The sequence below is a fragment of the Vreelandella halophila genome (genome assembly GCF_009856365.1).
GTDB classification, from domain to species: domain Bacteria; phylum Pseudomonadota; class Gammaproteobacteria; order Pseudomonadales; family Oleiphilaceae; genus Halospina; species Halospina utahensis_B.
In genome coordinates, this window is sequence record NZ_WMEX01000003.1 from 159,329 (window position 1) to 180,984 (window position 21,656).

Here is a 21,656-nt window from a genome sequence, read left to right on the forward strand (position 1 = left end):
CGGTTCTGCGGGGATGCGCGGACCTCGCCGGCGTCGGCTCATGCTGGACTACCCTGTTGATGGTCGATTTACGGGGTGTGGGCCGATGGTCTACTGGCTGGAAAACACACCGGTGGACAGATAGCGGTCGCCCCGGTCGCAAATAATGGCGACGATGGTGGCGTTTTCAACCTCCTGGGAGAGACGGAGCGCACCGGCCACGCAACCCCCGGAGGATACGCCGCAGAAGATACCCTCCTTCGCGGCCAGGGCCCTCATGGTGTCCTCGGCCTCCTGCTGGCCCATTTCCATGGTCCGGTCCACGGCGCTGGCATTGAAGATCCCGGGCAGGTACTCCGGCGGCCAGCGGCGGATACCCGGAATGGCCGCGTCCTCCCCCGGTTGCAGCCCGATAATCTCGACGTCCGGGCTCTGCTCACGGAAATACCGGGAACAGCCCATAATGGTACCGGTGGTCCCCATGGAAGAGATGAAGTGTGTGATCCCTCCACCGGTATCCCGCCAGATCTCAGGCGCCGTGCCCTTGTAGTGCGACAGCGGATTGTCAGGGTTCGCGAACTGGTCCAGGATCAGGCCCTGTCCTTCGGCCGCCATCTGCTGCGCCGTATCCCGCGCGCCCTCCATGCCGGCCTCGCGCGAGACGCTGATGATCTCGGCCCCGTAGGCGCGCATGGAGGCACGGCGTTCCTCACTCGCATTCTCCGGCATGATCAGGATCATGCGGTACCCCTTGATGGCAGCCGCCATGGCAAGGGCAATGCCGGTATTGCCGCTGGTGGCCTCGATCAGGGTGTCCCCCGGCTTGATATCACCGCGTTTTTCCGCCTCACTGATCATGCTCAGCGCGGGCCTGTCCTTGACCGAGCCGGCCGGGTTGTTGCCCTCAAGCTTCACCAGGATGGTGTTGCTGGTATTGCCCGGCAGGCGCTGGAGCCGAACCAGCGGCGTATTGCCCACATAATCCTCAATGGTTGCATAGGCCATGGCGGCGGAGACTCCTCAGGCTTGTGACACCGGCAACGCGTGCCGGCACACGCTTGTGTTAGATTGGCGCCCATGATACGCCGATCCGGAGCCGCGCCCAACCACTCCGGAGCCATCCACACGATTAAGCAGGGTCACTGATGCGCCGCTGGGGCGTCCAGAAAAAGGTCTTCTTTCTGTCTCTGATCCCCACGATGGTGCTGATCGTGATCGTGGGGGTGTATTTCACCCACAGCTGGGTCAGCAACCTGTCGCGCATGCTCGAGGAACGGGGCATGTCGCTCAGCCGCCAGCTGGCTTCCGCCTCTGAGTACGGTGCTTTTACCGGCAACCGTAACCTGCTGTTCGGCATCGCCAGTTCCATGCTGGAAGAGGACGATGTCCGCGCCATCACCATCTATGACAGTGATGGGCGGAAGCTGGTACAGACCGGCCGCCGGGAGCGGTTGCAGGGACAGCAACCGCTCCAGAACGTAACCAGCCCGACAGTCCACACCGGCGAGGACGCGTCGCTGTTCACTGCCCCCATCTACCCCCAGGACCTCATGATTGACGGCCTCCTGGACATGGACCGACGCCGGAACGACACCGCTGGGGGCGAGCAGCCCCTGGGATGGGTGAGCGTTGAACTTTCCCATGCCACCACCCGCAAAGAGCAGTATGAAGCCCTTCTGGTGAGCCTGCTTCTGGTCGGGGGCGGACTTTTCCTGAACACCCTGATTGCCATTCACCTGAGCCGCTCGGTCACCGACCCCATCCATGAGCTCACCCGCGCCATCAACCGTCTGCGCGATGGCAAGCTCGACACCCGGGTGGAGATGACGGCAGGACCTGAGCTGGAGGAACTGGCTTCCGGGCTCAATGCCATGGCCGGCAGCCTGCAGCAGGCGCGGGATGAGATGCAGCAGAATGTGGACCAGGCCACCGAGGATCTGCGCGAGACCCTGGAGACCATCGAAGTCCAGAACATCGAACTCGACCTGGCACGCAAGCAGGCCCTCGAGGCAAGCCGGATCAAGTCGGAGTTCCTGGCAAACATGAGCCATGAGATCCGCACCCCACTCAACGGCATCATCGGCTTCACGGATCTGCTGCTGAAAGCCCCCGCCTCGGCCCAGCAGCGGGACCACCTCAATACCATCCGCAAGTCCTCGGAAATCCTGCTCACCATCATCAACGACATCCTGGACTTCTCCAAGATCGAGGCGGGCAAACTGGTTCTGGACCGGACGCCCTTCCACCTGCGCGAGACCGTAGAGGAGGTGCTGATCATGCTGGCACCGGCAGCCCACGAGAAGAACCTGGACCTGGCGCCCCTGATCTACACCGATGTCCCCGACGCCTTCATGGGGGACCCGCTGCGCATCAAGCAGGTGCTGACCAACCTGGTGAACAATGCCATCAAGTTCACCCAGCACGGCGAAGTGGTGGTACGGGTGATGCTCGATGAGGATGCTCCAGACGACAACCGAATCCGGATCAGCATCACGGACACCGGTGTGGGTCTTTCCGAATCCCAGCAGGAAAGCATCTTCAATGCCTTCAGCCAGGCGGACGCCTCCACGGCGCGCCAGTACGGCGGCACCGGGCTGGGCCTGGTGATCTCACACCGGCTGGTAGAGGAAATGGGCGGCGAAATCGGGGTTGATAGCGAGCTGGGCAGAGGCTCCAGTTTCTGGTTCAGCCTGCCCCTGGAGACCTCGGGCACAGCGGAAACAGCCCCGCCTCCTCCATTCAGCGGGGAATCAGTCCTCTATCTGGAATATCAGGAAACAACCGGGCTGGCGATCACCAACCTGCTGCGGGAATGCGGGGTCGCTGTTACCCACGCCTCCGGCCCGCAGGAGGTGATTGCACAGGTCCATTCCGCCCAGGCCAGCGGCCAGGGCTTCGCTCTGGTGATCCTGGGCGTGGCCCGCCACCTGCTCCACTCGAACCAGCACCGGGAACTGATCCGGACTCTGGAATACGAGTGCGACTGCCGGGTGCTGCTGCTTACCCCTACGCTCAATGAGGACGCCAGCCCGCTGGTGAGCATGGCCTCGGCCCACATGACCAAACCGGTGCGCCGCACCTTCTTCCAGCAGCGCCTGGGGCAGCTGATCCAGGGCACGGGGGAGCTGCCGGAGCAGCCGCGGGCACCGGCGCCTCTGCCTGCGGCCGACCGCCAGGAAACGAATGCCCGGGTTCTTGCGGTAGACGACAACTCGGCCAACCTCAAGCTTGTCACAACGCTGCTGCGGGAATTCAACCTCCATGTGGAGGATGTGGGCAGCGGCTATGAGGCTCTGCAACGCCTCCAGCAGGAGACCTTCGACCTGGTCCTGATGGATGTCCAGATGCCCGGCATGGATGGTACCGAGGCCACCACCCGCATACGCCGGCTCAACAACGCCAACAGCCATGTACCGGTCATCGCCCTCACGGCCCACGCCCTCTCGGAGGAACGTGAGCATCTCCTGGCTTCCGGTTTCGACGGCTATCTGACCAAACCCATCAACCCGTCACTGATTGCCCATACGCTCCAGCGCCACCTGGGGCTGGACGTCCAGGCCGCCGAGGAGCGCCAGCCCAGGGAGCCGGAGGGGGTCAGGCCTTCGTCACGGGGCCGCCAGCACGCGGTGGTCGACCCTGAGGCATGCCTGCAGCGGGCCAATGGCAAGCCGGATCTGGCGGAGGAGATGCTGAGCATGCTGCTGGATCATGTCGAGGAGGATCGGACGGCTGTTGAGAACCTGTACAACCAGGGGGACCAGGCCACCCTGCTTGAACGGGTCCACCGGCTTCACGGGGCCACCCGCTACACCGGTGTTCCGGAGCTGGGCGACTGCGCAGCGGACCTGGAAACCCGCCTCAAGAAGGGGGCTGAAGGGATCGGCGACGCGGTGGAGCGCCTGCTTGCCGCCATGGACCGGCTGATGCGCTGGTGTGAGCAGACGCACTGGCACCAGCTGCTACACAGCACCGACACCTGACGCCTGATCAATCAGCGCCCGCATGTCCCGGACCGCCTCCTTCATGCCAACCATCAGTGCCCGGGCCATGATGGCATGGCCGATGTTGAGCTCGTGAATGCCCCCGAGCGCCGCGATAGCGGCCGTGTTGTGGTAGTGCAGGCCATGGCCGCCGTTGACGGTCAGCCCCTGCCCCCGGGCCAGGTCCACGCACTCCCTCAGCCGATTCAGCTCCCGCTCCATCACCTCTGGCGTCTCCGCGAGCGCGTATTCGCCGGTATGCAGCTCAATGGCCGGCGCGCCACAGTCCGCCGCCGCCCGGATCTGGTCCGGCTCGGCATCAATGAACAGTGAGACTTCCGTACCCATCGCCGCCATGCGCTCGCAGGCGGCCCTGACCCGCCCGGGCTGGCCAGCCACATCCAGACCGCCCTCAGTAGTCAGCTCCTCGCGCTTCTCCGGGACGAAGCAGCAGTGCTCGGGACGGATGGTTTCGGCGAAGCCCAGCATGGCATCGGTCACGGCCATTTCCAGGTTCATGCGGGTGTTCAGGGTCTCGCTCAGGATCCGTACATCCCGGTCCTGGATGTGGCGACGATCCTCCCGGGGATGCACCGTGATGCCATCCGCTCCGGCTTCCTCCGCCAGCAGTGCGGCCTGGACCGGATCCGGATAACGCGTCCCCCGGGCCTCCCGGAGGGTTGCCACGTGATCCACGTTGACGCCGAGCAGAACACGGCGGGACTGATGACTCATTCTGACCTCCCCTGACGCGCGAAAAGACGGCGGCTGTGCAACGGCCGCCCCTGTAGCAGATGATCCACAAGGCTGCGCATGAGCCGTTTGGCCACCTTCAGTACCGCCTGATTATCCAGCTCATCCGCGGCCAGCGCCAGCAGGTGCTCACCGGAAATGCCCCCGACAGGGCCGTGGCCGTCCGCCAGCACGCCCTGGGCCGGGTGGAATGCGTAGACACGGTCGGGCTGTACGGGGTCACCGGTATCCCCGGTCCTGTCCCAGCTGATGCCGTACCCCAACTCCCCCGCCAGCCGGTACTCGAACCGCCGCAGCGTGGGTTCCAACGCAGCACTGCCCCCCGCCAGCTGTTCGAGGGTATCGAGGTAGACGCTGAACAGGTCCGGGGCCGGATCCGCCTCGGTCAGCAGCCGCAACAGCAGTTCATTCAGATAGAAACCACAGTAGAGGCGATCACCGGACAGCGCCAGGGCAGGCGCCGTGGCCTCAGCGTGGCGCAGCGTCCTCAGCGACTGACGGCCGGACCAGGAGGTCCTCAGAGGCCGGAAGGGCTGGAGCTCCGCCTGCCACTGGCTCCGGGGCCGGGCGGCACCACGGGCCACAGCGCTGAAGTGGCCATGGTGCAGGGTGAAGAGGTCAACAATCAGGCTGGTTTCACCATAGGGGCGGCGATGCAGCACAAAGGCCGGATCCAGCTGCTGGCCGCGCTCGCTCACGGCTCAGCGCCCCTGGTCCCCATACCCCAGGGAACGCAGGGCGCGCTCATCATCAGCCCACCCCTTGCGCACCTTGACCCAGAGACGCAGCATCACTTTCGAGCCGAACAGGCTCTCCATGTCCAGCCGGGCCTCCTGGCCGATCTGGCGCAGACGGCTGCCCTTGTCGCCGATGACGATCTTCTTCTGACCCTGGCGCTCGACCAGGATGAGCCCATTGATGTGCAGCGTGTTCCCTTCCTGTTCGAAGGTCTCGATCTCAACCGCCATGGTGTACGGCAGCTCCGCCCCGAGCTGGCGGGTGATCTTCTCGCGGATCATCTCCGCGGCGAGGAAACGCGAGCTCCGGTTGGTCAGGTCGTCATCACCGAAGTGATGCGGCCCCTCCGGCAGGTGACTGCGGATGGCGCTTTCCAGCCGGTCCAGGTTGCGTGAGCGCAGCGCCGAAACCGGCACGATCTCGGTGAACGGGTACTGCTGGCTGAGCCATTCGATGTGCGGCAGAAGCTGGTCCGTATCCGGCATCTGGTCGACCTTGTTGATCACCGCCAGTACCGGGCACTGAAGGTGGGAGAAGCGTTCCAGCACATTGGCATCGCCCTCGTTCCACAGATCCCGGTCGACCACGAACACCACCACATCCACGTCCCTCAGAGCCGTGGTGGCCTCCCGGTTCATGCAACGGTTGAGCGCCCTGGGTTCCTCGGTGTGCAGCCCGGGTGTATCCACGAACACCATCTGATCCTGCTCCACCGTGTGAATTCCCAGGAGCTGGTAGCGGGTGGTCTGGGGCTTGCGCGAGGTGATGCTGAGCTTCTGGCCCAACAGGTGGTTCATCAGGGTCGACTTGCCCACATTGGGCCGTCCCAGGATGCCGACAAAACCACTGCGGGTGACCGGTTCATCCGTCATTGCTGCCTGCCTCCTGGTCGAGCTGCTCCAGCGCCAGCCTGGCCGCATCCTGTTCCGCGGCACGCCGGCTCCCGCCCTGGCCACGGGTCGCCGCCGCCAGTATGGGCACAGTGCAGTTCACGTAGAAGGTCTGCTGGTGCGCCTCACCGCGCACCGTCTCCACCTCGTAGTTGGGCAGCGACTCGCGCCGGGACTGGAGAAACTCCTGCAGGCGGGTCTTGGGATCCTTCTGGGTATCCTGCAGGCTGAGCCGGTCGAGCCGGGGCCCGAACCAGGCCAGCAGGCGCTCCCGTGCATGTTCCAGGTCTGAATCCAGATAGATGCCGCCAACAATCGATTCGACGGCGTCAGCCAGAATCGACTCCCGCCGGAAACCACCGCTCTTGAGCTCCCCCGACCCCAGGCGCAGGCAGTCACCCAGCTCGAACTCCAGCGCGATCTCCGCCAGCGTCGCCCCGCGCACCAGCCTTGCCCGCAGGCGGCTGAGCTGGCCTTCCCGGGCTTCCGGAAAGCGGTGAAAGAGATACTGGGCCATGACCATGTTGAGGATGGAATCCCCAAGGAACTCAAGCCGCTCGTTGTTGTTGCCACCGTAGCTCCGGTGCGTCAGCGCCAGCCGGAGGTGTTCCACGTTACTGAAGTGGTAGCCCAGTCGTTTCTGGAGCTGGTCGAGGCGTTCCTGCTCGGTCACGGCATCCTCAGTTCATGCTGGTGGTCGAATTGGATCACGGTGTCGATATTGCCCATGAACGGAGAGCGGACTTCATAGGAGAATTCCAGGCGCAGGCGCTCGCCATCACGCTCCATGGCGATCTCATCCACATCCACGCCATCAATGTTCTCCATCTGAATGCGCTTGCGGAGCAGCTCCCGCACATCCCCCACGGTTTCCGCCTCGCGGTAGGGCCGGGACTCCTCCATGGAGCCGATGATGCTGCTGAGCGTGAAGTCCTCGATGTACACCGGCACCACACGAACAACCACGGTCAGTAGAAAAACGCCGATCACGATGAACAGCATCATCGCGAGCATCGAAAAACCACTCTGGTGTCTGACTGCTGGTTTCATAACGGATCTCCGCTGCTACTGGATCCAGCCGACACGATGGAAACTGGGAAGGCTGGTCAGCGACTCCCAGTGCATCCAGATGGCGAAGGCCTTACCCACCACATGCTGGTCGGACACCATGCCCCAGTACCGGCTGTCCCGACTGTTGTCGCGATTGTCGCCCATCACGAAATAGTGACCTTCGGGAACCGTCCACTCACCCTCGGCATCCGGGTCCGTCCGGCGCTGGGCATAAAGGGTGCTGAACACATCGCCCCCCAGCTTTTCCCGGTGCAGGTCCTGGTTTCCCAGGCTCGCTACAAACGCGGAAGGCACCGGCTCTCCATTAACGTAGAGCTGTTTGCCCTCATAGGCAACACGGTCGCCAGGCACCCCGACCACACGCTTGATGTAGTTGACGGAGGGCTCCACCGGGTAGCGGAACACCATGATGTCGCCTCTTTCAGGATCACCGAAATCAGCAATCTCCCAGTGCGCCACCGGCAGCCTCAGCCCATAGGTGAACTTGTTCACCAGGATGAAGTCCCCCACTTCCAGTGTTGGCAGCATGGAGCCGGACGGAATCTGGAAAGGCTCCACCAGGAAGGAACGCAGCACCAGAACCACCAGTAGGATGGGGAAAAAGGAACGGCTGACCTCGGCGAGCCAGGGCTGGTCCGGATCATTACTGTCCGCCGCGTCCTCGGCGCTCTTGCGGGCACCACTCTGGGCATAGCGCTCCTGCCGGCGCGGCCGGAAGAACTGGCCATCAATCAGCCAGATGATGCCGGTGACGGCGGTGAGTACCACCAGCAGCAGCGGGAAATTGATGTTCATGGACACTCCCTAGTCATCGTCCACCCTGAGCACGGCCAGGAAGGCCTCCTGGGGCACCTCCACGTTCCCGACCTGCTTCATGCGCTTCTTGCCTTCCTTCTGCTTCTGCAGCAGTTTCTTCTTGCGGCTGACATCACCGCCGTAGCACTTGGCCGTGACGTTCTTGCGCAGCGCCTTGACCGTCTGGCGCGCCACCACGTGGTTGCCGATGGCCGCCTGGATGGCGATATCGAACATCTGGCGGGGAATCAGTTCCTTCATCTTCTCGGCAAAGGCCCTGCCCCTGCTGTGGGCCTGATCCCGGTGCACCACGATGGCCAGGGAATCCACGCGGTCGCCGTTGATGAGAATATCCAGCCGCGCCAGATTCGCCGCCTGGAAACGCTGGAACTGATAATCCAGCGACGCATAACCGCGCGTGGCGCTCTTGAGGCGGTCGAAGAAGTCCAGCACAACCTCGCTCATGGGCAGCTCATAGACCACCTGGACCTGGGTGGCCAGGAAGTTCATGTTGGTCTGCTGGCCCCGGCGCTCCTCGCAGAGTGCGATCACGTTGCCCAGGAATTCCTGGGGCACGAGGATGTTGGCCTCGCAGATGGGCTCGCGGATCTCCTCGATCTCCGCCGGGTCCGGCAGGCGCGATGGATTCTCAATGTACTCAACGGTGCCATCCACCATCACCACCTCATAGACCACCGTGGGCGCAGTGGTGATGAGATTGATGCCGTATTCGCGCTCCACCCGCTCCTGGATGATCTCCATGTGGAGCATGCCCAGGAAGCCACAGCGGAAGCCGAACCCGAGCGCATCCGAGCTCTCCGGCTCAAAGAACAGCGAGGCGTCATTGAGGGTGAGCTTCTCAAGCGCGTCCCGGAAGGCGTTGTAGTCTTCCGAGGACACCGGGAAGATGCCCGCATAAACCTGCGGCTTTACGTTCTGGAAGCCTTCCAGCTGGGGTACATCCGGAGTGCTGGCGTGGGTCATGGTATCGCCCACGGGGGCACCCTTGATGTCCTTGATGCCGGAGACGACAAAGCCCACTTCTCCGGCCTTGAGCTCGGGGATGGTCGTGGGCTTCGGATTGAAGTAGCCCACCTTGTCCACCACGTGGGTCTTGCCGGTGGACTTGACCAGAATCTTCTCGCCCTTGCGCACGCTGCCGTGCATCACGCGCACCAGCGATACCACGCCCTGGTAGTTATCAAACCAGGAATCAATGATCAGTGCCTGGAGGGCGTCATCCACCTCGCCCTCGGGCGGCGGAATGCGTTTGATCAGCGCCTCCAGCACATCCTCGACGCCCGTGCCGTTCTTGGCGCTGCAGGGAACCGCGTCACTGGCATCAATCCCGATGACGTCCTCAATCTCGGACATCACCTTCTCGGGATCGGCCTGTGGCAGGTCGATCTTGTTCAGAACCGGGATGACCTCAAGGTTCTGATCCATGGCGGTGTAGCAGTTGGCCACGGACTGGGCCTCGACGCCCTGGCCCGCATCCACAACAAGCAGCGCACCCTCGCAGGCCTTCAGGGAGCGCGACACCTCATAGGAAAAGTCCACGTGCCCCGGCGTGTCGATGAAGTTGAGCTCGTAGACGTTGCCATCCTTTGCCTTGTACTTGAGCGTCACGCTCTGGGCCTTGATGGTGATCCCACGTTCACGCTCCAGGTCCATGGAATCCAGGACCTGCTCGTTCATTTCCCGGTCGGTCAGTCCTTCGCAGACCTGGATGAAGCGGTCCGCCAGTGTGGACTTGCCGTGGTCGATGTGGGCAATGATCGAAAAGTTGCGTATGTGGCTGAGATCGCTCACTGAAACTCCAGAATCCGGTTTCCGGCGACTGCCATTGCGGCAGCGGCCATGACCGGGCGGATTTTACCGGACACGGGAGGGAAAGGCTATGGCCGGCCCGGGTGGAATACCCCGGGCCGGCCGGCATGGTGACAGGCGTTACTCAGGCAGGCGCAGGGCCACGATCCGTGGATTCCCCTGCCGGATCAGAGTGACCGCTACCGGCTTGCCGGCCGGCAGCCCGGAAACCGCCTCGCGGAACTCGTCAACGTCGGTCACACCCTGGTTGCCGATCTTGCGGATTACATCATTACGGCGGATACCGGCCTGGCGTGCCGGACCACGCCCGACTTCCGTGACCAGCACACCGCCGTCCAGATCCCACTGGCGTGCCAGCTGCTCAGGCAGCGGTTCAACCCTCAGCCCCAGACGGTTGCCGGTATCCGGCTGCACGGACTGCTGCTGCGCCTGCTGCCCATCTTCCGGCAGCTTACCCACAGTAAAGGGCACCTTGATCCGTTCGCCGCCGCGCATCACGGTCAGTTCGGCCTCGCTGCCAACATCCGCCTGCCCGACCTTGGGCGGCAGATCCGAAGAGCGGGTGATTTCCTCGCCATTGAACTCGAGGATCACGTCACCCTGCTGCAGACCGGCTTCCGCGGCCGGTGAATCCGGCACCACGTCCGCCACCAGGGCGCCGTGCGGCCGTTCAAGACCAAAGGTTTCGGCCAGGTCCCGGTTGACCTCCTGAATCATCACGCCCAGCCAGCCACGGGTAACACTGCCTTTGTTCCTGAGCTGATCGAACACATCCATGGCCACATCCATGGGAATGGCGAAGGAAACCCCCATGAAACCACCTGAACGGGTATAGATCTGGGAGTTCACCCCTATGACCTCACCGTCCATATTGAACAGGGGGCCACCGGAATTGCCGGGATTAATGGCCACATCGGTCTGGATGAAGGGAATGTAGTTGTCACGCGGCAGGGAACGGCCTTTGGCGCTGACGATCCCCGAAGTGACGGTGTAGTCAAAGCCGAAAGGCGACCCGATGGCGAACACCCATTCGCCCACCGACAGATCCGAGGAGCTGCCGATCTTCGCCGTGGGCAGGCCTTCGGCATCCACCTTCAGTACCGCAATGTCGGAACGGGCATCGGCCCCCACCACTTCCGCTTCCATCTCGCGCCGGTCGTTCATGCGCACGATGATCTCGTCCGCGTTCTCGACCACATGGTTGTTGGTGAGAATGTAACCATCGGAAGAGACAATGAACCCCGACCCCATGGACTGGTGCTCACGCTGGCGGTCCGGCATCTGCCCGCGGAAGCGCTCATTGAAGAATTCCTGGAAGAATTCCGGGAGCTGCTCCATCTGGCCACCAAACGGCGTCGCGCCCCGGGAGCTCGTGGACGTGGTACTGATATTAACCACAACGTCCGCATTATTCTCGACCAGCCCGGTGAAATCCGGCAACTGACTCCCGCTCTGCTGCGCGGGCACACAGGCACTCACCAGCAGTAATGCAAGGGCAAGCAGCGGTGTGACTCGATGTGGCATCCTCGTCATTGGGATCTCCCATCCGGTTTGAATACTCAGGGGCCGTACGTGGTGCACGGACCCTCGCCTGATACCCCGTCATGATATTGAGTTCGACACCGGGGTTTTCAAGTGAACTGTACGTCACAATCAGGGACGCGCCTCACAAAAACCGGCTCGTAGCGCCCGGCCTCGCGGGCACTACGCAACCGATAGCGGGCCAGCAGCAGCCCCCCCGCGAGGCCGGCAATCCCGGCAGCCGTGGTCACCCCATCACTACTGCCAATCAGCACCTCCGCAAGCAGAGCCCCGAGCACCAGCCCCAGAAGCGGCACCATATAGACCATCGCCGCGCCGGCCACCAGGGCCGAAGGCCTCATCCGCAGCAGCACCCGGTCTCCCGGTGTCACCCGTTCATCCCCGGGGACGGTAACCCAGAACTCGCCGGGAGAGGGGGCACTCCGCATCGCGCCCAGCAACCCCTGGCCGCAGCCCTCACCGGCTGCACAGCGCGAACAGCCAGCGGCCGGCGCCACCCGTATCCGGGCACGCTGCCCCACGCATTCGAGAACCTCGCCCTGGCGTTCGTCGTCCGGTTGCGCCTGTTCTTCCATTGCCCGTCCCCCTTCCGATATCCGGATCATCTCCCGGCCATCGCTGTACGTAAAGAGTGACACCAGAAGCAAACTTTAGTTCAATATCCGCCATGCATGCATTCCACCATTACGATGTGCTGATCGTCGGCAGCGGTGCAGCAGGTCTGAGCACTGCCCTGACCCTGTCCTCTGACCTGAGCGTTGCTGTTCTGAGCAAGACGGAGCTCGACAGCGGCTCCACCCAGTGGGCCCAGGGCGGCATTGCCGCCGTGCTGGACGACAGCGACAGCGAGGACGCGCACACCGCCGACACCCTCGCGGCCGGTGCCGGGCTCTGCCACGAGGACACGGTCCGGCTGACCGTCTCCCAGGCACGCGACAGTATCGACTGGCTGATTGCGCAGGGTGTCCAGTTCACCCGGGCCGACGGCAGCCACTTCCACCTGACCCGTGAGGGTGGCCACAGCCACCGCCGTATCATCCACGCTGCGGACGCCACCGGTCAGGCGGTCTCCGAGGCCCTTTGCGAGCGTGCCCGACAGCAGCCCAACATCGACATCTTCGAAAACCGGGTGGCGGTGGATCTGGTCACCCACCGCAAACTGTTCCTGCCGGGCAACCGCTGCGTGGGCGCCTACATATTCAACCACGACACCCAGGAGGTGGAACTCTTCCGCGCGCGGTTCGTGGTGCTGGCCACCGGCGGTGCCAGTAAGGCCTACCTCTATACCAGCAATCCGGATGGCGCTACCGGCGACGGGATTGCCATCGCCTGGCGTGCCGGCTGCCGGGTGGCCAACATGGAGTTCAACCAGTTCCACCCCACCTGCCTCTATCACCCCCAGGCCAAGTCGTTCCTGATCAGCGAGGCCCTGCGCGGGGAAGGTGGTAAACTGCTTCTGCCGGACGGCAGCCGATTCATGGACCGCTTCGACGAACGCGCCGAACTGGCTCCGCGGGACATCGTGGCGCGGGCCATCGACCATGAAATGAAGCGCCTGGGCGCGGACTGCCTCTACCTGGACATCAGCCACCGTCCGGCGGATTTCATCGAGGAACACTTCCCCACCATCGCCGCGCGCTGCCGCGAGTACGGCATCGACATCACCCGCGAGCCCATTCCCATCGTGCCCGCCGCCCATTACACCTGCGGCGGCGTCATGGTGGACGATCACGCCCGCTCGGACGTGAACCAGCTCTACGCGGTGGGCGAGACCTCCTTCACCGGCCTGCACGGTGCCAACCGCATGGCCAGCAACTCGCTGCTGGAATGTCTGGTCTACGGCCGGGCCGCCGCCCGGGACATCAATGAACAGACCCCGCATGTTCCGGAACCGCCGGAAGTGCCCGAATGGGACGAGTCCCGGGTGCGAGATTCGGACGAGGACGTGGTGATCGCCCACAACTGGGATGAACTGCGCCACTTCATGTGGGACTATGTGGGCATCGTGCGCACCACCAAGCGGCTGCAGCGGGCCAAGCACCGGGCGGACATGCTGCACAGTGAGATCCGGGAGTTCTACAGCAACTACCGCGTCAGCAATGACCTGCTGGAGCTGCGCAACCTGGTGACAGTGGCGGACCTGATCATCTGCTCGGCCCTGCAGCGGCGCGAAAGCCGGGGGCTTCACTACAACCTGGATTACCCGACAACCATCGCGGAGCCCAAGGACACCGTGCTGGTGCCAACCACCTACATGCGTTCCGACGCCTGAGCCCTGATGGAAACCACCGACTCCATGACTGACGACCGTGAATACAAACGCCTTGTCTGGCACAGCCGCAGGGGCATGCTGGAGCTTGACCTGCTGCTCGTGCCCTTTGTGAAGGAAGCCTACCCCTCGCTGCCCGAAGCCGACCAGACCCGTTACCGGACCCTGATCGAGTGCGAGGACAACGACCTCTTCGCCTGGTTCATGCAGCGCAGCCGCCCCGAGGACCCGGACCTTGCCCGCATCGTCGACCTCATCCTCCAGCGGGTTCAGCCGGATTGACGTCCCGCTGAGCCCTTCCCCGGGCCTCGCTGCCGTAGCCGCAGCGCCTTGGCTGCTGCCGGCGGGGCTGATCCTGGGCCTGGAGAGCATTCCCGGCGCTGTCACAGTGGGCGTGACCGCTGCCAGCGCGGTTGGCGCCATCACGGCCACCCGGCGCCAGCTCCTGCGCACCCGCCACAGCCCGCTGCGACTGATCGCCGGACCGGAGGGGCTGCGGACGGTGAATCCCCTGGGCGACGAACACCCAGTCCGGGTCGGTGCCGGTTCCCGGATCACCCACCGCCTCATCTGGTTGCGCCTCAGTGGAAGCGGCCATGCCCAACCCCTGCTGTTGAGCACCCTCCCCGGTATCCGCAATACTGACGCGCAAAGCCTGCGCCGACTGACGGGCTGGCTCCGGCTGGGGCCGACCCGCGCCAGCGGTGAGTGAGCTCATGAATCCTTTTCACGGAGACACGGAATGACCCAGACGACCACGGCCCCCGCCACCCTGCCTGATGCCATGACCGCATCAGCCGATGCCCATCGGCTGATGCTGCTGGAAGGCCCGGATGTGGACCGTTTCCTCCAGGGCCAGGTCACCTGCAACATTGAGGAACTGACCCGCGAACACAGCCTGCCCGGCGCGGCCTGCACACCCAAGGGGCGTACCTATGCGCTGTTCCGCCTGGTGCGTCTGTCGCCCGAAAGGGTCCTGGTGCGCTTTCCCGAAACCCTGAGCGACCGGATCAGCCAGCAGCTGAGCAAGTACCTCGCCTTCTTCCAGGCGGAACTGAAAGCCGCAGAGGACTGGCAGCTCCTGGGCCTTATCGGGGAAGAACACCCCGCGACCCTCGCCCCGTCACTCCCGGCGGAGCTGAACGACGCCACCATCACCGACAATGGCGTCCTGGTACGCACCGTGCCGCTGCCGGACGGCCGGCCCCGGTTTGAGTTCTGGTGGAATACGGCCGCGAAGGAGGCTCCAGAGCCGGATCAGCCTGGCACCGCATGGGAGCTCTCGGAAATCATGAGCGGCCTGACCCTGCTCAACGACACCACCACGGAACAGTACATACCGCTGAACCTGAACCTCCAGTCCTACGGGGGCGTGAGCTTTACCAAGGGCTGCTACACCGGCCAGGAGATCATCGCGCGCATGCATCACCTGGGACAGCTCAAGAAGAGCCTTTTCCGTCTTGAGGCCCGCTTCACCGATACCCTCCCCGCCCCCGGCGACCGGCTGGTGGACGGCGACGGCAATGCCCTGGGTGAGATCACAGACAGTATCGCCACCGACGATGGCACCGTGCAGCTTCTCGGGGTTCTCAAGCATGCCGCCATGGAAGCCACCATCACGCTTGCCGATCAACCGGGGGCCCAGCTGGAACTGCAGCCACTGGGATATGACGTGCCCGAACAGCAGCCGTGACAAAATATAACGGCAGGCCGCGCCAGCTCCTGCTATAAAGAGGGCAGCATTTCAAAGCATTCAGGAGGCCCTCAGGGCTATGACGGAACTGGCCAATCGCATTCGTGATCAGCTCCTAACAGCCATCGACCAGGATCAACTGACCCTGCCGACGCTGCCGGAAGTGGCGCTGAAAGTCCGGGACATCGCCGAGGACGACAACGCCACCATCCAGGACATCTCAAAGACCATCAGTGATGATGCGGCCATGTCCGCGCGCATCATCAAGGTGGTGAACAGCCCCCTTTTCCGGGGATCACGCGAGATCAACACCCTCAACATGGCCGTCAGCCGGCTGGGCATGGACTACACCAGCAGTCTTGCGATGGGGCTGGCCATGGAACAGATGTTCCAGGCCACCTCGGATATGGTGGACCGGCGCCTGCGGACCATCTGGCAGCGCAGCACCGAAATCGCCGGCATTGCCCAGGTACTCGCCCAGCACTACACGAAGCTCCGGCCAGAGCAGGCGACCCTGGCGGGTCTTGTCTGCCAGATCGGCGCCCTGCCGGTACTGCGATTCGTCGAGGACCATGACCTGCAGGTCAACAGCGCCATGCTGGACAACCTGGTGGATGAGCTCCACCCGGTGATCGGGGACCGGATTCTCAAACGCTGGGACTTCCCTCTGGAGCTGCATCACGTGCCGTCAGAGCACGTCAACTTCGGGCGCCAGGTGCCGGAAGCGGACTACGCGGATGTGGTCATGGTCGCCAGCCTTCAGACCCTGGTGGGAACCGGCCACCCCTACACGGAAATGAACTGGCACGAGGTCACAGCGTTCCATCGCCTCGGTCTGGATCCGGAATCCGGAATGGAGGATGACGAGGATCTGGGCGAGCAGATGGACGCGGCCATGGCCCTGCTCAAGGGCTGATCCCGCTCAGCCCTGTGCCTGTTTGCCGCCACGGTAACAGGCTTCCAGTGTGGCCTGGTCCGGCAGCGCCCAGTCCACCTCCGGAAGCCCCTTCTGCGCCAGCCACTCGTTGGTCCGCGAGAACCATTTCTGCCCGAAGAACCCCCGATGGGCGGCAAGAGGCGATGGGTGGGGCCCTTCGAGCACCAGATGCCGGTTGCGGTCGATGAACCCACCCTTCTTCTGGGCGTAGCTGCCCCACAACAGGAAAACCACGCCTTCACGCTCCTCGTTGAGGTGCCCGATAACCCGGTCCGTGAAAGTCTCCCAGCCCTGGCCGCGGTGTGCTCCGGCGTTGCCCTGGGCCACGGTCAGTACACTGTTGAGCAGCAGCACACCCTGCTCCGCCCAGGGCTGCAGGCAGCCGTGATCCGGAATGGGCGCGCCCAGGTCCTGATTCAGTTCCTTGAAGATATTCACCAGCGAGGGCGGCACCTGGACACCGGGCCGGACGCTGAAGCACAGGCCATGGGCCTGACCCGGCCCGTGGTAGGGATCCTGCCCCAGAATGACCACCGAGGTGCGCTCGAACGGCGTGCTGTTGAGCGCATTGAAGCAGAGGCTGGCGCGCGGGAACAGGGTTTTCCCGGCCTGCTCTTCCGCGGCCAGGAATTCCCCGAGCTTTTCCATGTACGGCTGGCTGAATTCACCCTCAAGGCGTTCCCGCCAGCCGGTGCCCGGTTTCAGATGCGACAGCAGCGCTTCCGTGGCCGGGTGCATGCTCAGCCCCTCTCGGGTCTCATCGCCGGGAACAGGATGACATCGCGGATCGAGGGCGAATCCGTCAGCAGCATCAGCAGCCGGTCGATACCGATCCCCTCACCCGCGGTCGGCGGCAGGCCGTATTCCAGCGCCGTGATGTAGTCCTCGTCGTAGAACATGGCCTCGTCATCGCCGGCCGCCTTTTCCTCGGCCTGCTCCCTGAAGCGCTGGGCCTGGTCCTCGGCATCGTTGAGCTCGGAGAACCCGTTTGCGATCTCGCGCCCGCCCACAAAGAGCTCGAAACGCTCGGTCACGCTCGGGTCGTCGTCACAGCGGCGTGCCAGCGGTGACACCTCGGTCGGATACCGGGTAATGAAGGTGGGCTGGGTCAGCCGGTGCTCGGCGGTCTCCTCAAAGATCTCGGTCTGGATGCGCCCCAGCCCCCAGCCGTCTTTGACGTTGATGCCCAGAGCCGCGGCGGCCTTCGCCGCCTGCTCCGGATCCGAGAGCTGTGCCTCGGTCAGCTCGGGATTATGCTCCAGGATCGCTTCCATCACACTCAGGCGCCGGAAAGGACCCGAGAAGTCGTAGGTAACGTGATCCACGATCTCGCCGTTCTCACCCCGTACCCCGTTGCTGAAGTGCGCTTCGCCAAAAACGCTTTCCGTCACTTCCCGCAGCAGGTTCTCGGTCAGTTCCATCAGGTGGTTGTAGTCCGCATAGGCCTGATAGAACTCAAGCATGGTGAACTCCGGGTTATGCCGGGTGGAGAGTCCTTCGTTGCGGAAGTTGCGATTGATCTCGAAGACCTTCTCGAACCCACCAACCACCAGGCGCTTGAGATAGAGCTCCGGCGCCACGCGCAGGAACATGTCGATATCCAGCGCGTTGTGGTGGGTCACGAAGGGCCGGGCCGCAGCACCGCCGGGGATCACCTGCAGCATGGGCGTCTCCGCCTCGACGAAGTCGCGGCTGGTGAGGTAATGGCGGACGTGGTTGATGACCTTAGAGCGCACCTTGAAGGTGCTGCGCGTGTCCTCGTTCATGATGAGGTCCACGTAGCGCCGGCGGTAACGCTGCTCCGGGTCCACCAGGCCCTTGTGCTTCTCCGGCAGGGGCCGGAGTGACTTGGTCAGGAGCTGGTATTCCTCCATCACCACATACAGGTCGCCCTTACCGGACTTCGACAGCGTGCCCTTCACGCCCACGATGTCGCCCACATCCCAGTCCTTGATCTCCTTCTGCACCTCCTTGGTGCTGTAGATCTGGATCCGGCCACTCATGTCCTGGATCACCGAAAAGGGCTTGCGGTCCAGCATCAGGCGCCCGGCCACTGCCACCTTCATGTTCAGCTCGGCCAGCTCTTCCTTGCTGTAGTCGCCGTAGCGCGCCTGCAGCTCCGCGGCGGTACTGTCCCGCTCAAAGTCATTGGGGAACGGGTTGTCGCTGGCGTCCCGCCGCGCCTGGAGCTTCTCGCGGCGCTCGGCGATCAGCCGGTTCTCGTCCTGGGATGGCGTTGCGTCGGTGTTGTCCGTCATGGGCGAAAGATTCTCCGGTGGTTACAGGCCCTGCTTGAGACTGGCGATGATGAATTGATCAAGACTCCCGTCGAGCACATTCTGCGTATTGCTCGTTTCCACGCGCGTACGAAGATCCTTGATGCGCTGGTCATCCAGAACGTAGGAGCGGATCTGGCTGCCCCAGCCGATGTCCGACTTGTTGTTCTCGGCAGCCTGTTTCTCCTCGTTGCGCTTCTGCAGCTCCAGCTCGTAAAGCTTGGCGCGCAGCTGCTTCATCGCGTAATCCTTGTTCTGGTGCTGGGAGCGGCCGCTCTGGTTCGCCACCACGGTGCCCGTGGGCTGGTGGGTGATCCGCACCGCGGATTCCGTGGTGTTAACGTGCTGGCCACCGGCGCCGGAGGCGCGGTACACGTCGATCCGCAGATCCGAGGGGTCAATCTCGATCTCGATGTTGTCGTCGATCTCCGGCGAGGCGAACACGGAGGCAAAGGAGGTGTGCCGGCGGTTGCCCGAATCAAAGGGCGACTTGCGCACCAGCCGGTGCACGCCTGTCTCGGTGCGCAGCCAGCCGTAAGCGTACTCGCCCTCGATCCGGATGGTGGCGCTCTTGAGACCGGCCACATCACCGTCCTGGGCCTCGAGCACCTCGTACTTGAAACCCTTGGCCTCGGCCCAGCGCAGGTACATGCGCAGCAGCATATTGGCCCAGTCCTGGGCCTCCGTGCCGCCGGAGCCGGACTGGATGTCCAGATAGCAGTTGCTGGCATCCATATCGCCTGAGAACATCCGCCGGAACTCCAGCTTCTCCAGCTCCCCTTCCAGGGTCTGGAGTTCGCCGGTCACGTCATTGGCGGCCGCCTCATCCTCCTCGGACTCGGCCATCTGGAGCAGCTCTTCCGCATCGCGGATGCCGGTGCTCAGCCGGTCCAGCGTGGAAACAATGGCATGCAGGCTGGCATGCTCCTTGTTCAGTGCCTGGGCGCGGTCCGGATTGTTCCAGACTTCAGGCTGTTCCAGTTCGCGTTCGACTTCCGTCAGCCGTTCCTTCCTGCTGTCGTAGTCAAAGATACCCCCTAAGCGCTTCCGTACGCGCTTCCAGGTCACGAATGGTCTGAATGATCGGATTGGTTTCCATAGCCGACGGCCTCTTGTTGAGTGGGCATGTCAGAAAGATGGCTTATTGTAACGAATGCGCAGGGCACTGAATACGCGGCTTACAGCGGCTCCAGATGCAGTACGCGCAGCTGCAGCCGCTCGCGCCCGCGGAAGCGGTTGGCATCCAGCTGGTAGGCCAGCCGGGCCCGCCGGCATTCGCACGGCCACTGATCGGTGTCGATATTGAAGGCGATGCCGTCCAGCGGTGTGTTCCATCCGGGCACGCCGATCTGCAGCTTGAGGTGGCGCTCGCCCACAATCCGCTGCTCCAGGAGCTCGAACTCACCGTCGAACACCGGCTCGGGGAACCCCTGCCCCCAGGGTCCACCGCTGGACAGAAGGTGGGCGGTTTCGAGGGTCAACCAGTGTGGCTCCAGTTCACCGTCACTGAGGACCTCCGGGCGCAGAAGCTCCGGCTCAACCCGCTCGCGGACCAGTTCCGTCACTGCCTCCCGGAACTGGTCCACACCGGAGTCAGTCAGGGTCATGCCAGCCGCCATTGCATGGCCGCCATAACGATTCAAAAGCCCCGGATGGCGGGCATCGAGCTCCGCGATCAGGTCCCGGATATGCAGGCCTGGCACGGAACGGGCCGAGCCCTTGAGCAGCCCCTCACCACCGCGGGCGAAGGCGATCACCGGACGGTGGAAGCGTTCGCGGATGCGCGAGGCCAGAAGACCGATCACGCCTTCGTGCCACTGTTCATCATGCAGGCACAGCACCGGCGGCAGCTCACCCTCATCCAGGTGCAGCCTGGCCAGCGCCGACTCCGCTTCCCCGCGCATGTCCGATTCAATGGTCCGGCGTTCACGGTTCAGGCGGTCCAGTTCGGAGGCAAGGCGCTGCGCCTCGCCCTCATCCTCCGTCAGCAGGCATTCAATGCCCACGGCCATGTCGTCCAGGCGGCCCGCCGCGTTGAGGCGCGGGCCCAGGACAAACCCCAGATCCGTCGCTTCCAGCGCATCCGCATCCCGACCAGCCAGTTCAAGCAGTGCCCTGATGCCGGGGCGTGTCCGGCCGGCACGGATACGGCGCAGCCCCTGGGCCACCAGGGTTCGGTTGTTGTGATCCAGGGGCACCACGTCCGCCACCGTGCCCAGTGCCACCAGATCCAGGTATTCCGCCATTGCCGGAGGCGCCTGGGCAAACCATCCGGCCGCTTCCAGGTGTCTGCGCAGCGCGCTCATCACATAGAAAGTCACGGTAACGCCGGCCGTATTGCCGGTGGGAAAGCCGCAGCCTGGCTGGTTGGGATTGACAATGGCCTCGGCCCCCGGAAGCGTCTCCCCGGGCAGGTGGTGGTCTGTGACCACGACGCGCACGCCCTTCTCCCCGGCCCTGGCCACCCCTTCATGGGCGGCAATGCCATTGTCGACGGTCAGGATCAGATCCGGGAGGCTGCCCTCCTGCGCCAGCTGGTCGATAATGCCCGGCGTCAGGCCATAGCCATCCGTGAAGCGGCTGGGCACACGGTAGTCCACCTGGTGGGCACCGAAGCGGGTGAGTGCCAGCACCGCCAACGCCGTGCTGGTGGCGCCATCGGCGTCAAAGTCGCCCACGATGGTAATCCGCTGCCCCTGCATCACGGCATTGGCAAGCGTGGAGGCGGCCGTCTCCATCCCCAGGAAGCCCTCCGGGCGAGCCAGGGAGGCAAGGCCATAGTCGAGCTGGCTGGCGTCCATGACGCCCCGGGCGGCATAGAGCCGCCGCAGGAGAGGATGTAGATCGGCACTGGCGAGGGCATCCCCGCCGGCGCCAGCACGCCGAACGATGGTCTGCTGCAT

At 63.8% G+C, this 21,656-nt stretch carries 20 protein-coding genes; 6 read left to right on the forward strand and 14 right to left on the reverse strand.

Going from position 1 to position 21,656, the window contains the following annotated elements; all coding sequences use genetic code 11:
- Positions 1-90: 90 nt before the first annotated feature.
- A complete protein-coding gene (cysM, locus tag GLW01_RS06340) occupies positions 91-984 on the reverse strand; it encodes a cysteine synthase CysM (protein ID WP_151441291.1) in 894 nt (297 codons plus the stop codon).
- A 140-nt stretch (positions 985-1,124) separates the two neighbouring features.
- Between cysM and GLW01_RS06345 the strand changes: the two genes are divergently transcribed.
- Positions 1,125-3,959: an ATP-binding protein gene (locus tag GLW01_RS06345; RefSeq protein ID WP_160898544.1), complete on the forward strand. Its 2,835-nt coding sequence runs from the start codon at positions 1,125-1,127 to the stop codon at positions 3,957-3,959.
- Here GLW01_RS06345 and pdxJ read toward each other — a convergent pair.
- From pdxJ to GLW01_RS06390, 9 genes are all read right to left on the reverse strand, one after another.
- Positions 3,939-4,694, reverse strand: a complete 756-nt coding sequence (pdxJ, locus tag GLW01_RS06350) for a pyridoxine 5'-phosphate synthase (protein WP_160898545.1) — start codon at positions 4,692-4,694, stop codon at positions 3,939-3,941. The genes GLW01_RS06345 and pdxJ overlap by 21 nt on opposite strands.
- Positions 4,691-5,410, reverse strand: a complete 720-nt coding sequence (gene recO / locus GLW01_RS06355; protein WP_151441294.1) for a DNA repair protein RecO — start codon at positions 5,408-5,410, stop codon at positions 4,691-4,693. Before recO ends, pdxJ begins: the two co-directional genes overlap by 4 nt.
- A 3-nt stretch (positions 5,411-5,413) precedes the next feature.
- A complete protein-coding gene (gene era / locus GLW01_RS06360) occupies positions 5,414-6,322 on the reverse strand; it encodes a GTPase Era (protein WP_151441295.1) in 909 nt (302 codons plus the stop codon).
- Positions 6,312-7,013, reverse strand: a complete 702-nt coding sequence (gene rnc / locus GLW01_RS06365) for a ribonuclease III (protein ID WP_095617705.1) — start codon at positions 7,011-7,013, stop codon at positions 6,312-6,314. Before rnc ends, era begins: the two co-directional genes overlap by 11 nt.
- Positions 7,010-7,390 carry a DUF4845 domain-containing protein gene (locus GLW01_RS06370; protein ID WP_151441296.1) on the reverse strand — a complete coding sequence of 127 codons (381 nt, stop codon included), beginning with the start codon at positions 7,388-7,390 and terminating at the stop codon, positions 7,010-7,012. The genes rnc and GLW01_RS06370 overlap by 4 nt, the downstream gene beginning before the upstream one ends.
- A gap of 15 nt (positions 7,391-7,405) precedes the next feature.
- On the reverse strand, positions 7,406-8,200 hold the full coding sequence (lepB, locus tag GLW01_RS06375) for a signal peptidase I (RefSeq protein WP_340162442.1): 795 nt from the start codon (positions 8,198-8,200) through the stop codon (positions 7,406-7,408).
- Between the two features lie 15 nt (positions 8,201-8,215).
- A complete protein-coding gene (gene lepA, locus GLW01_RS06380; protein WP_151441298.1) occupies positions 8,216-10,018 on the reverse strand; it encodes a translation elongation factor 4 in 1,803 nt (600 codons plus the stop codon).
- A 138-nt stretch (positions 10,019-10,156) separates the two neighbouring features.
- On the reverse strand, positions 10,157-11,569 hold the full coding sequence (locus tag GLW01_RS06385) for a DegQ family serine endoprotease (protein ID WP_151441299.1): 1,413 nt from the start codon (positions 11,567-11,569) through the stop codon (positions 10,157-10,159).
- 98 nt (positions 11,570-11,667) lie between these two features.
- A complete protein-coding gene (locus GLW01_RS06390; RefSeq protein WP_160898547.1) occupies positions 11,668-12,153 on the reverse strand; it encodes a SoxR reducing system RseC family protein in 486 nt (161 codons plus the stop codon).
- Between the two features lie 92 nt (positions 12,154-12,245).
- Here GLW01_RS06390 and nadB point away from each other — a divergent pair, with 92 nt between their 5' ends.
- The 5 genes from nadB to GLW01_RS06415 all read left to right on the forward strand — a co-directional run bounded on the left by nadB (position 12,246) and on the right by GLW01_RS06415 (position 16,456).
- Positions 12,246-13,850, forward strand: coding sequence for an L-aspartate oxidase (gene nadB / locus GLW01_RS06395; RefSeq protein ID WP_151441301.1), 1,605 nt, complete (start codon positions 12,246-12,248; stop codon positions 13,848-13,850).
- A 6-nt stretch (positions 13,851-13,856) separates the two neighbouring features.
- Positions 13,857-14,129 (forward strand): succinate dehydrogenase assembly factor 2, encoded by a 273-nt coding sequence (locus GLW01_RS06400; protein WP_425356589.1) that lies wholly within the window; start codon positions 13,857-13,859, stop codon positions 14,127-14,129.
- A complete protein-coding gene (locus tag GLW01_RS06405; RefSeq protein ID WP_160898548.1) occupies positions 14,083-14,559 on the forward strand; it encodes a hypothetical protein in 477 nt (158 codons plus the stop codon). Before GLW01_RS06400 ends, GLW01_RS06405 begins: the two co-directional genes overlap by 47 nt.
- Positions 14,560-14,589: 30 nt before the next feature.
- Entirely contained in the window at positions 14,590-15,540 is a 951-nt protein-coding gene (locus GLW01_RS06410) for a YgfZ/GcvT domain-containing protein (RefSeq protein WP_160898549.1), read from the forward strand.
- Positions 15,541-15,619: 79 nt separating this feature from the next.
- Positions 15,620-16,456, forward strand: coding sequence for an HDOD domain-containing protein (locus tag GLW01_RS06415; protein WP_095617697.1), 837 nt, complete (start codon positions 15,620-15,622; stop codon positions 16,454-16,456).
- A gap of 6 nt (positions 16,457-16,462) precedes the next feature.
- Here the strand turns inward: GLW01_RS06415 and ung are convergent, their stop codons facing one another.
- From ung to recJ, 4 genes are all read right to left on the reverse strand, one after another.
- Positions 16,463-17,215 carry a uracil-DNA glycosylase gene (gene ung, locus GLW01_RS06420; protein WP_160898550.1) on the reverse strand — a complete coding sequence of 251 codons (753 nt, stop codon included), beginning with the start codon at positions 17,213-17,215 and terminating at the stop codon, positions 16,463-16,465.
- 2 nt (positions 17,216-17,217) lie between these two features.
- Positions 17,218-18,735: a lysine--tRNA ligase gene (gene lysS, locus GLW01_RS06425; protein ID WP_160898551.1), complete on the reverse strand. Its 1,518-nt coding sequence runs from the start codon at positions 18,733-18,735 to the stop codon at positions 17,218-17,220.
- A 21-nt stretch (positions 18,736-18,756) separates the two neighbouring features.
- A protein-coding gene (prfB, locus tag GLW01_RS06430) for a peptide chain release factor 2 (protein ID WP_151441306.1) occupies positions 18,757-19,852 on the reverse strand; the annotation gives its coding sequence in 2 pieces (ribosomal slippage) (positions 18,757-19,779 and positions 19,781-19,852; 1,095 coding nt in all).
- 79 nt (positions 19,853-19,931) lie between these two features.
- On the reverse strand, positions 19,932-21,656 hold the full coding sequence (gene recJ, locus GLW01_RS06435; RefSeq protein ID WP_160898552.1) for a single-stranded-DNA-specific exonuclease RecJ: 1,725 nt from the start codon (positions 21,654-21,656) through the stop codon (positions 19,932-19,934).

Excerpts from the sequence above, each read along its gene's own strand:
- cysM (WP_151441291.1), bottom strand. The coding sequence starts at position 984 with ATGGCCTATGCAACCATTGAGGATTATGTGGGCAATACGCCGCTGGTT.
- GLW01_RS06345 (WP_160898544.1), top strand. The coding sequence starts at position 1,125 with ATGCGCCGCTGGGGCGTCCAGAAAAAGGTCTTCTTTCTGTCTCTGATC.
- pdxJ (WP_160898545.1), bottom strand. The coding sequence starts at position 4,694 with ATGAGTCATCAGTCCCGCCGTGTTCTGCTCGGCGTCAACGTGGATCAC.
- era (WP_151441295.1), bottom strand. The coding sequence starts at position 6,322 with ATGACGGATGAACCGGTCACCCGCAGTGGTTTTGTCGGCATCCTGGGA.
- GLW01_RS06370 (WP_151441296.1), bottom strand. The coding sequence starts at position 7,390 with ATGAAACCAGCAGTCAGACACCAGAGTGGTTTTTCGATGCTCGCGATG.
- GLW01_RS06385 (WP_151441299.1), bottom strand. The coding sequence starts at position 11,569 with ATGACGAGGATGCCACATCGAGTCACACCGCTGCTTGCCCTTGCATTA.
- GLW01_RS06390 (WP_160898547.1), bottom strand. The coding sequence starts at position 12,153 with ATGGAAGAACAGGCGCAACCGGACGACGAACGCCAGGGCGAGGTTCTC.
- nadB (WP_151441301.1), top strand. The coding sequence starts at position 12,246 with ATGCATGCATTCCACCATTACGATGTGCTGATCGTCGGCAGCGGTGCA.
- GLW01_RS06400 (WP_425356589.1), top strand. The coding sequence starts at position 13,857 with ATGGAAACCACCGACTCCATGACTGACGACCGTGAATACAAACGCCTT.
- GLW01_RS06410 (WP_160898549.1), top strand. The coding sequence starts at position 14,590 with ATGACCCAGACGACCACGGCCCCCGCCACCCTGCCTGATGCCATGACC.
- GLW01_RS06415 (WP_095617697.1), top strand. The coding sequence starts at position 15,620 with ATGACGGAACTGGCCAATCGCATTCGTGATCAGCTCCTAACAGCCATC.
- ung (WP_160898550.1), bottom strand. The coding sequence starts at position 17,215 with ATGCACCCGGCCACGGAAGCGCTGCTGTCGCATCTGAAACCGGGCACC.
- lysS (WP_160898551.1), bottom strand. The coding sequence starts at position 18,735 with ATGACGGACAACACCGACGCAACGCCATCCCAGGACGAGAACCGGCTG.
- recJ (WP_160898552.1), bottom strand. The coding sequence starts at position 21,656 with ATGCAGCAGACCATCGTTCGGCGTGCTGGCGCCGGCGGGGATGCCCTC.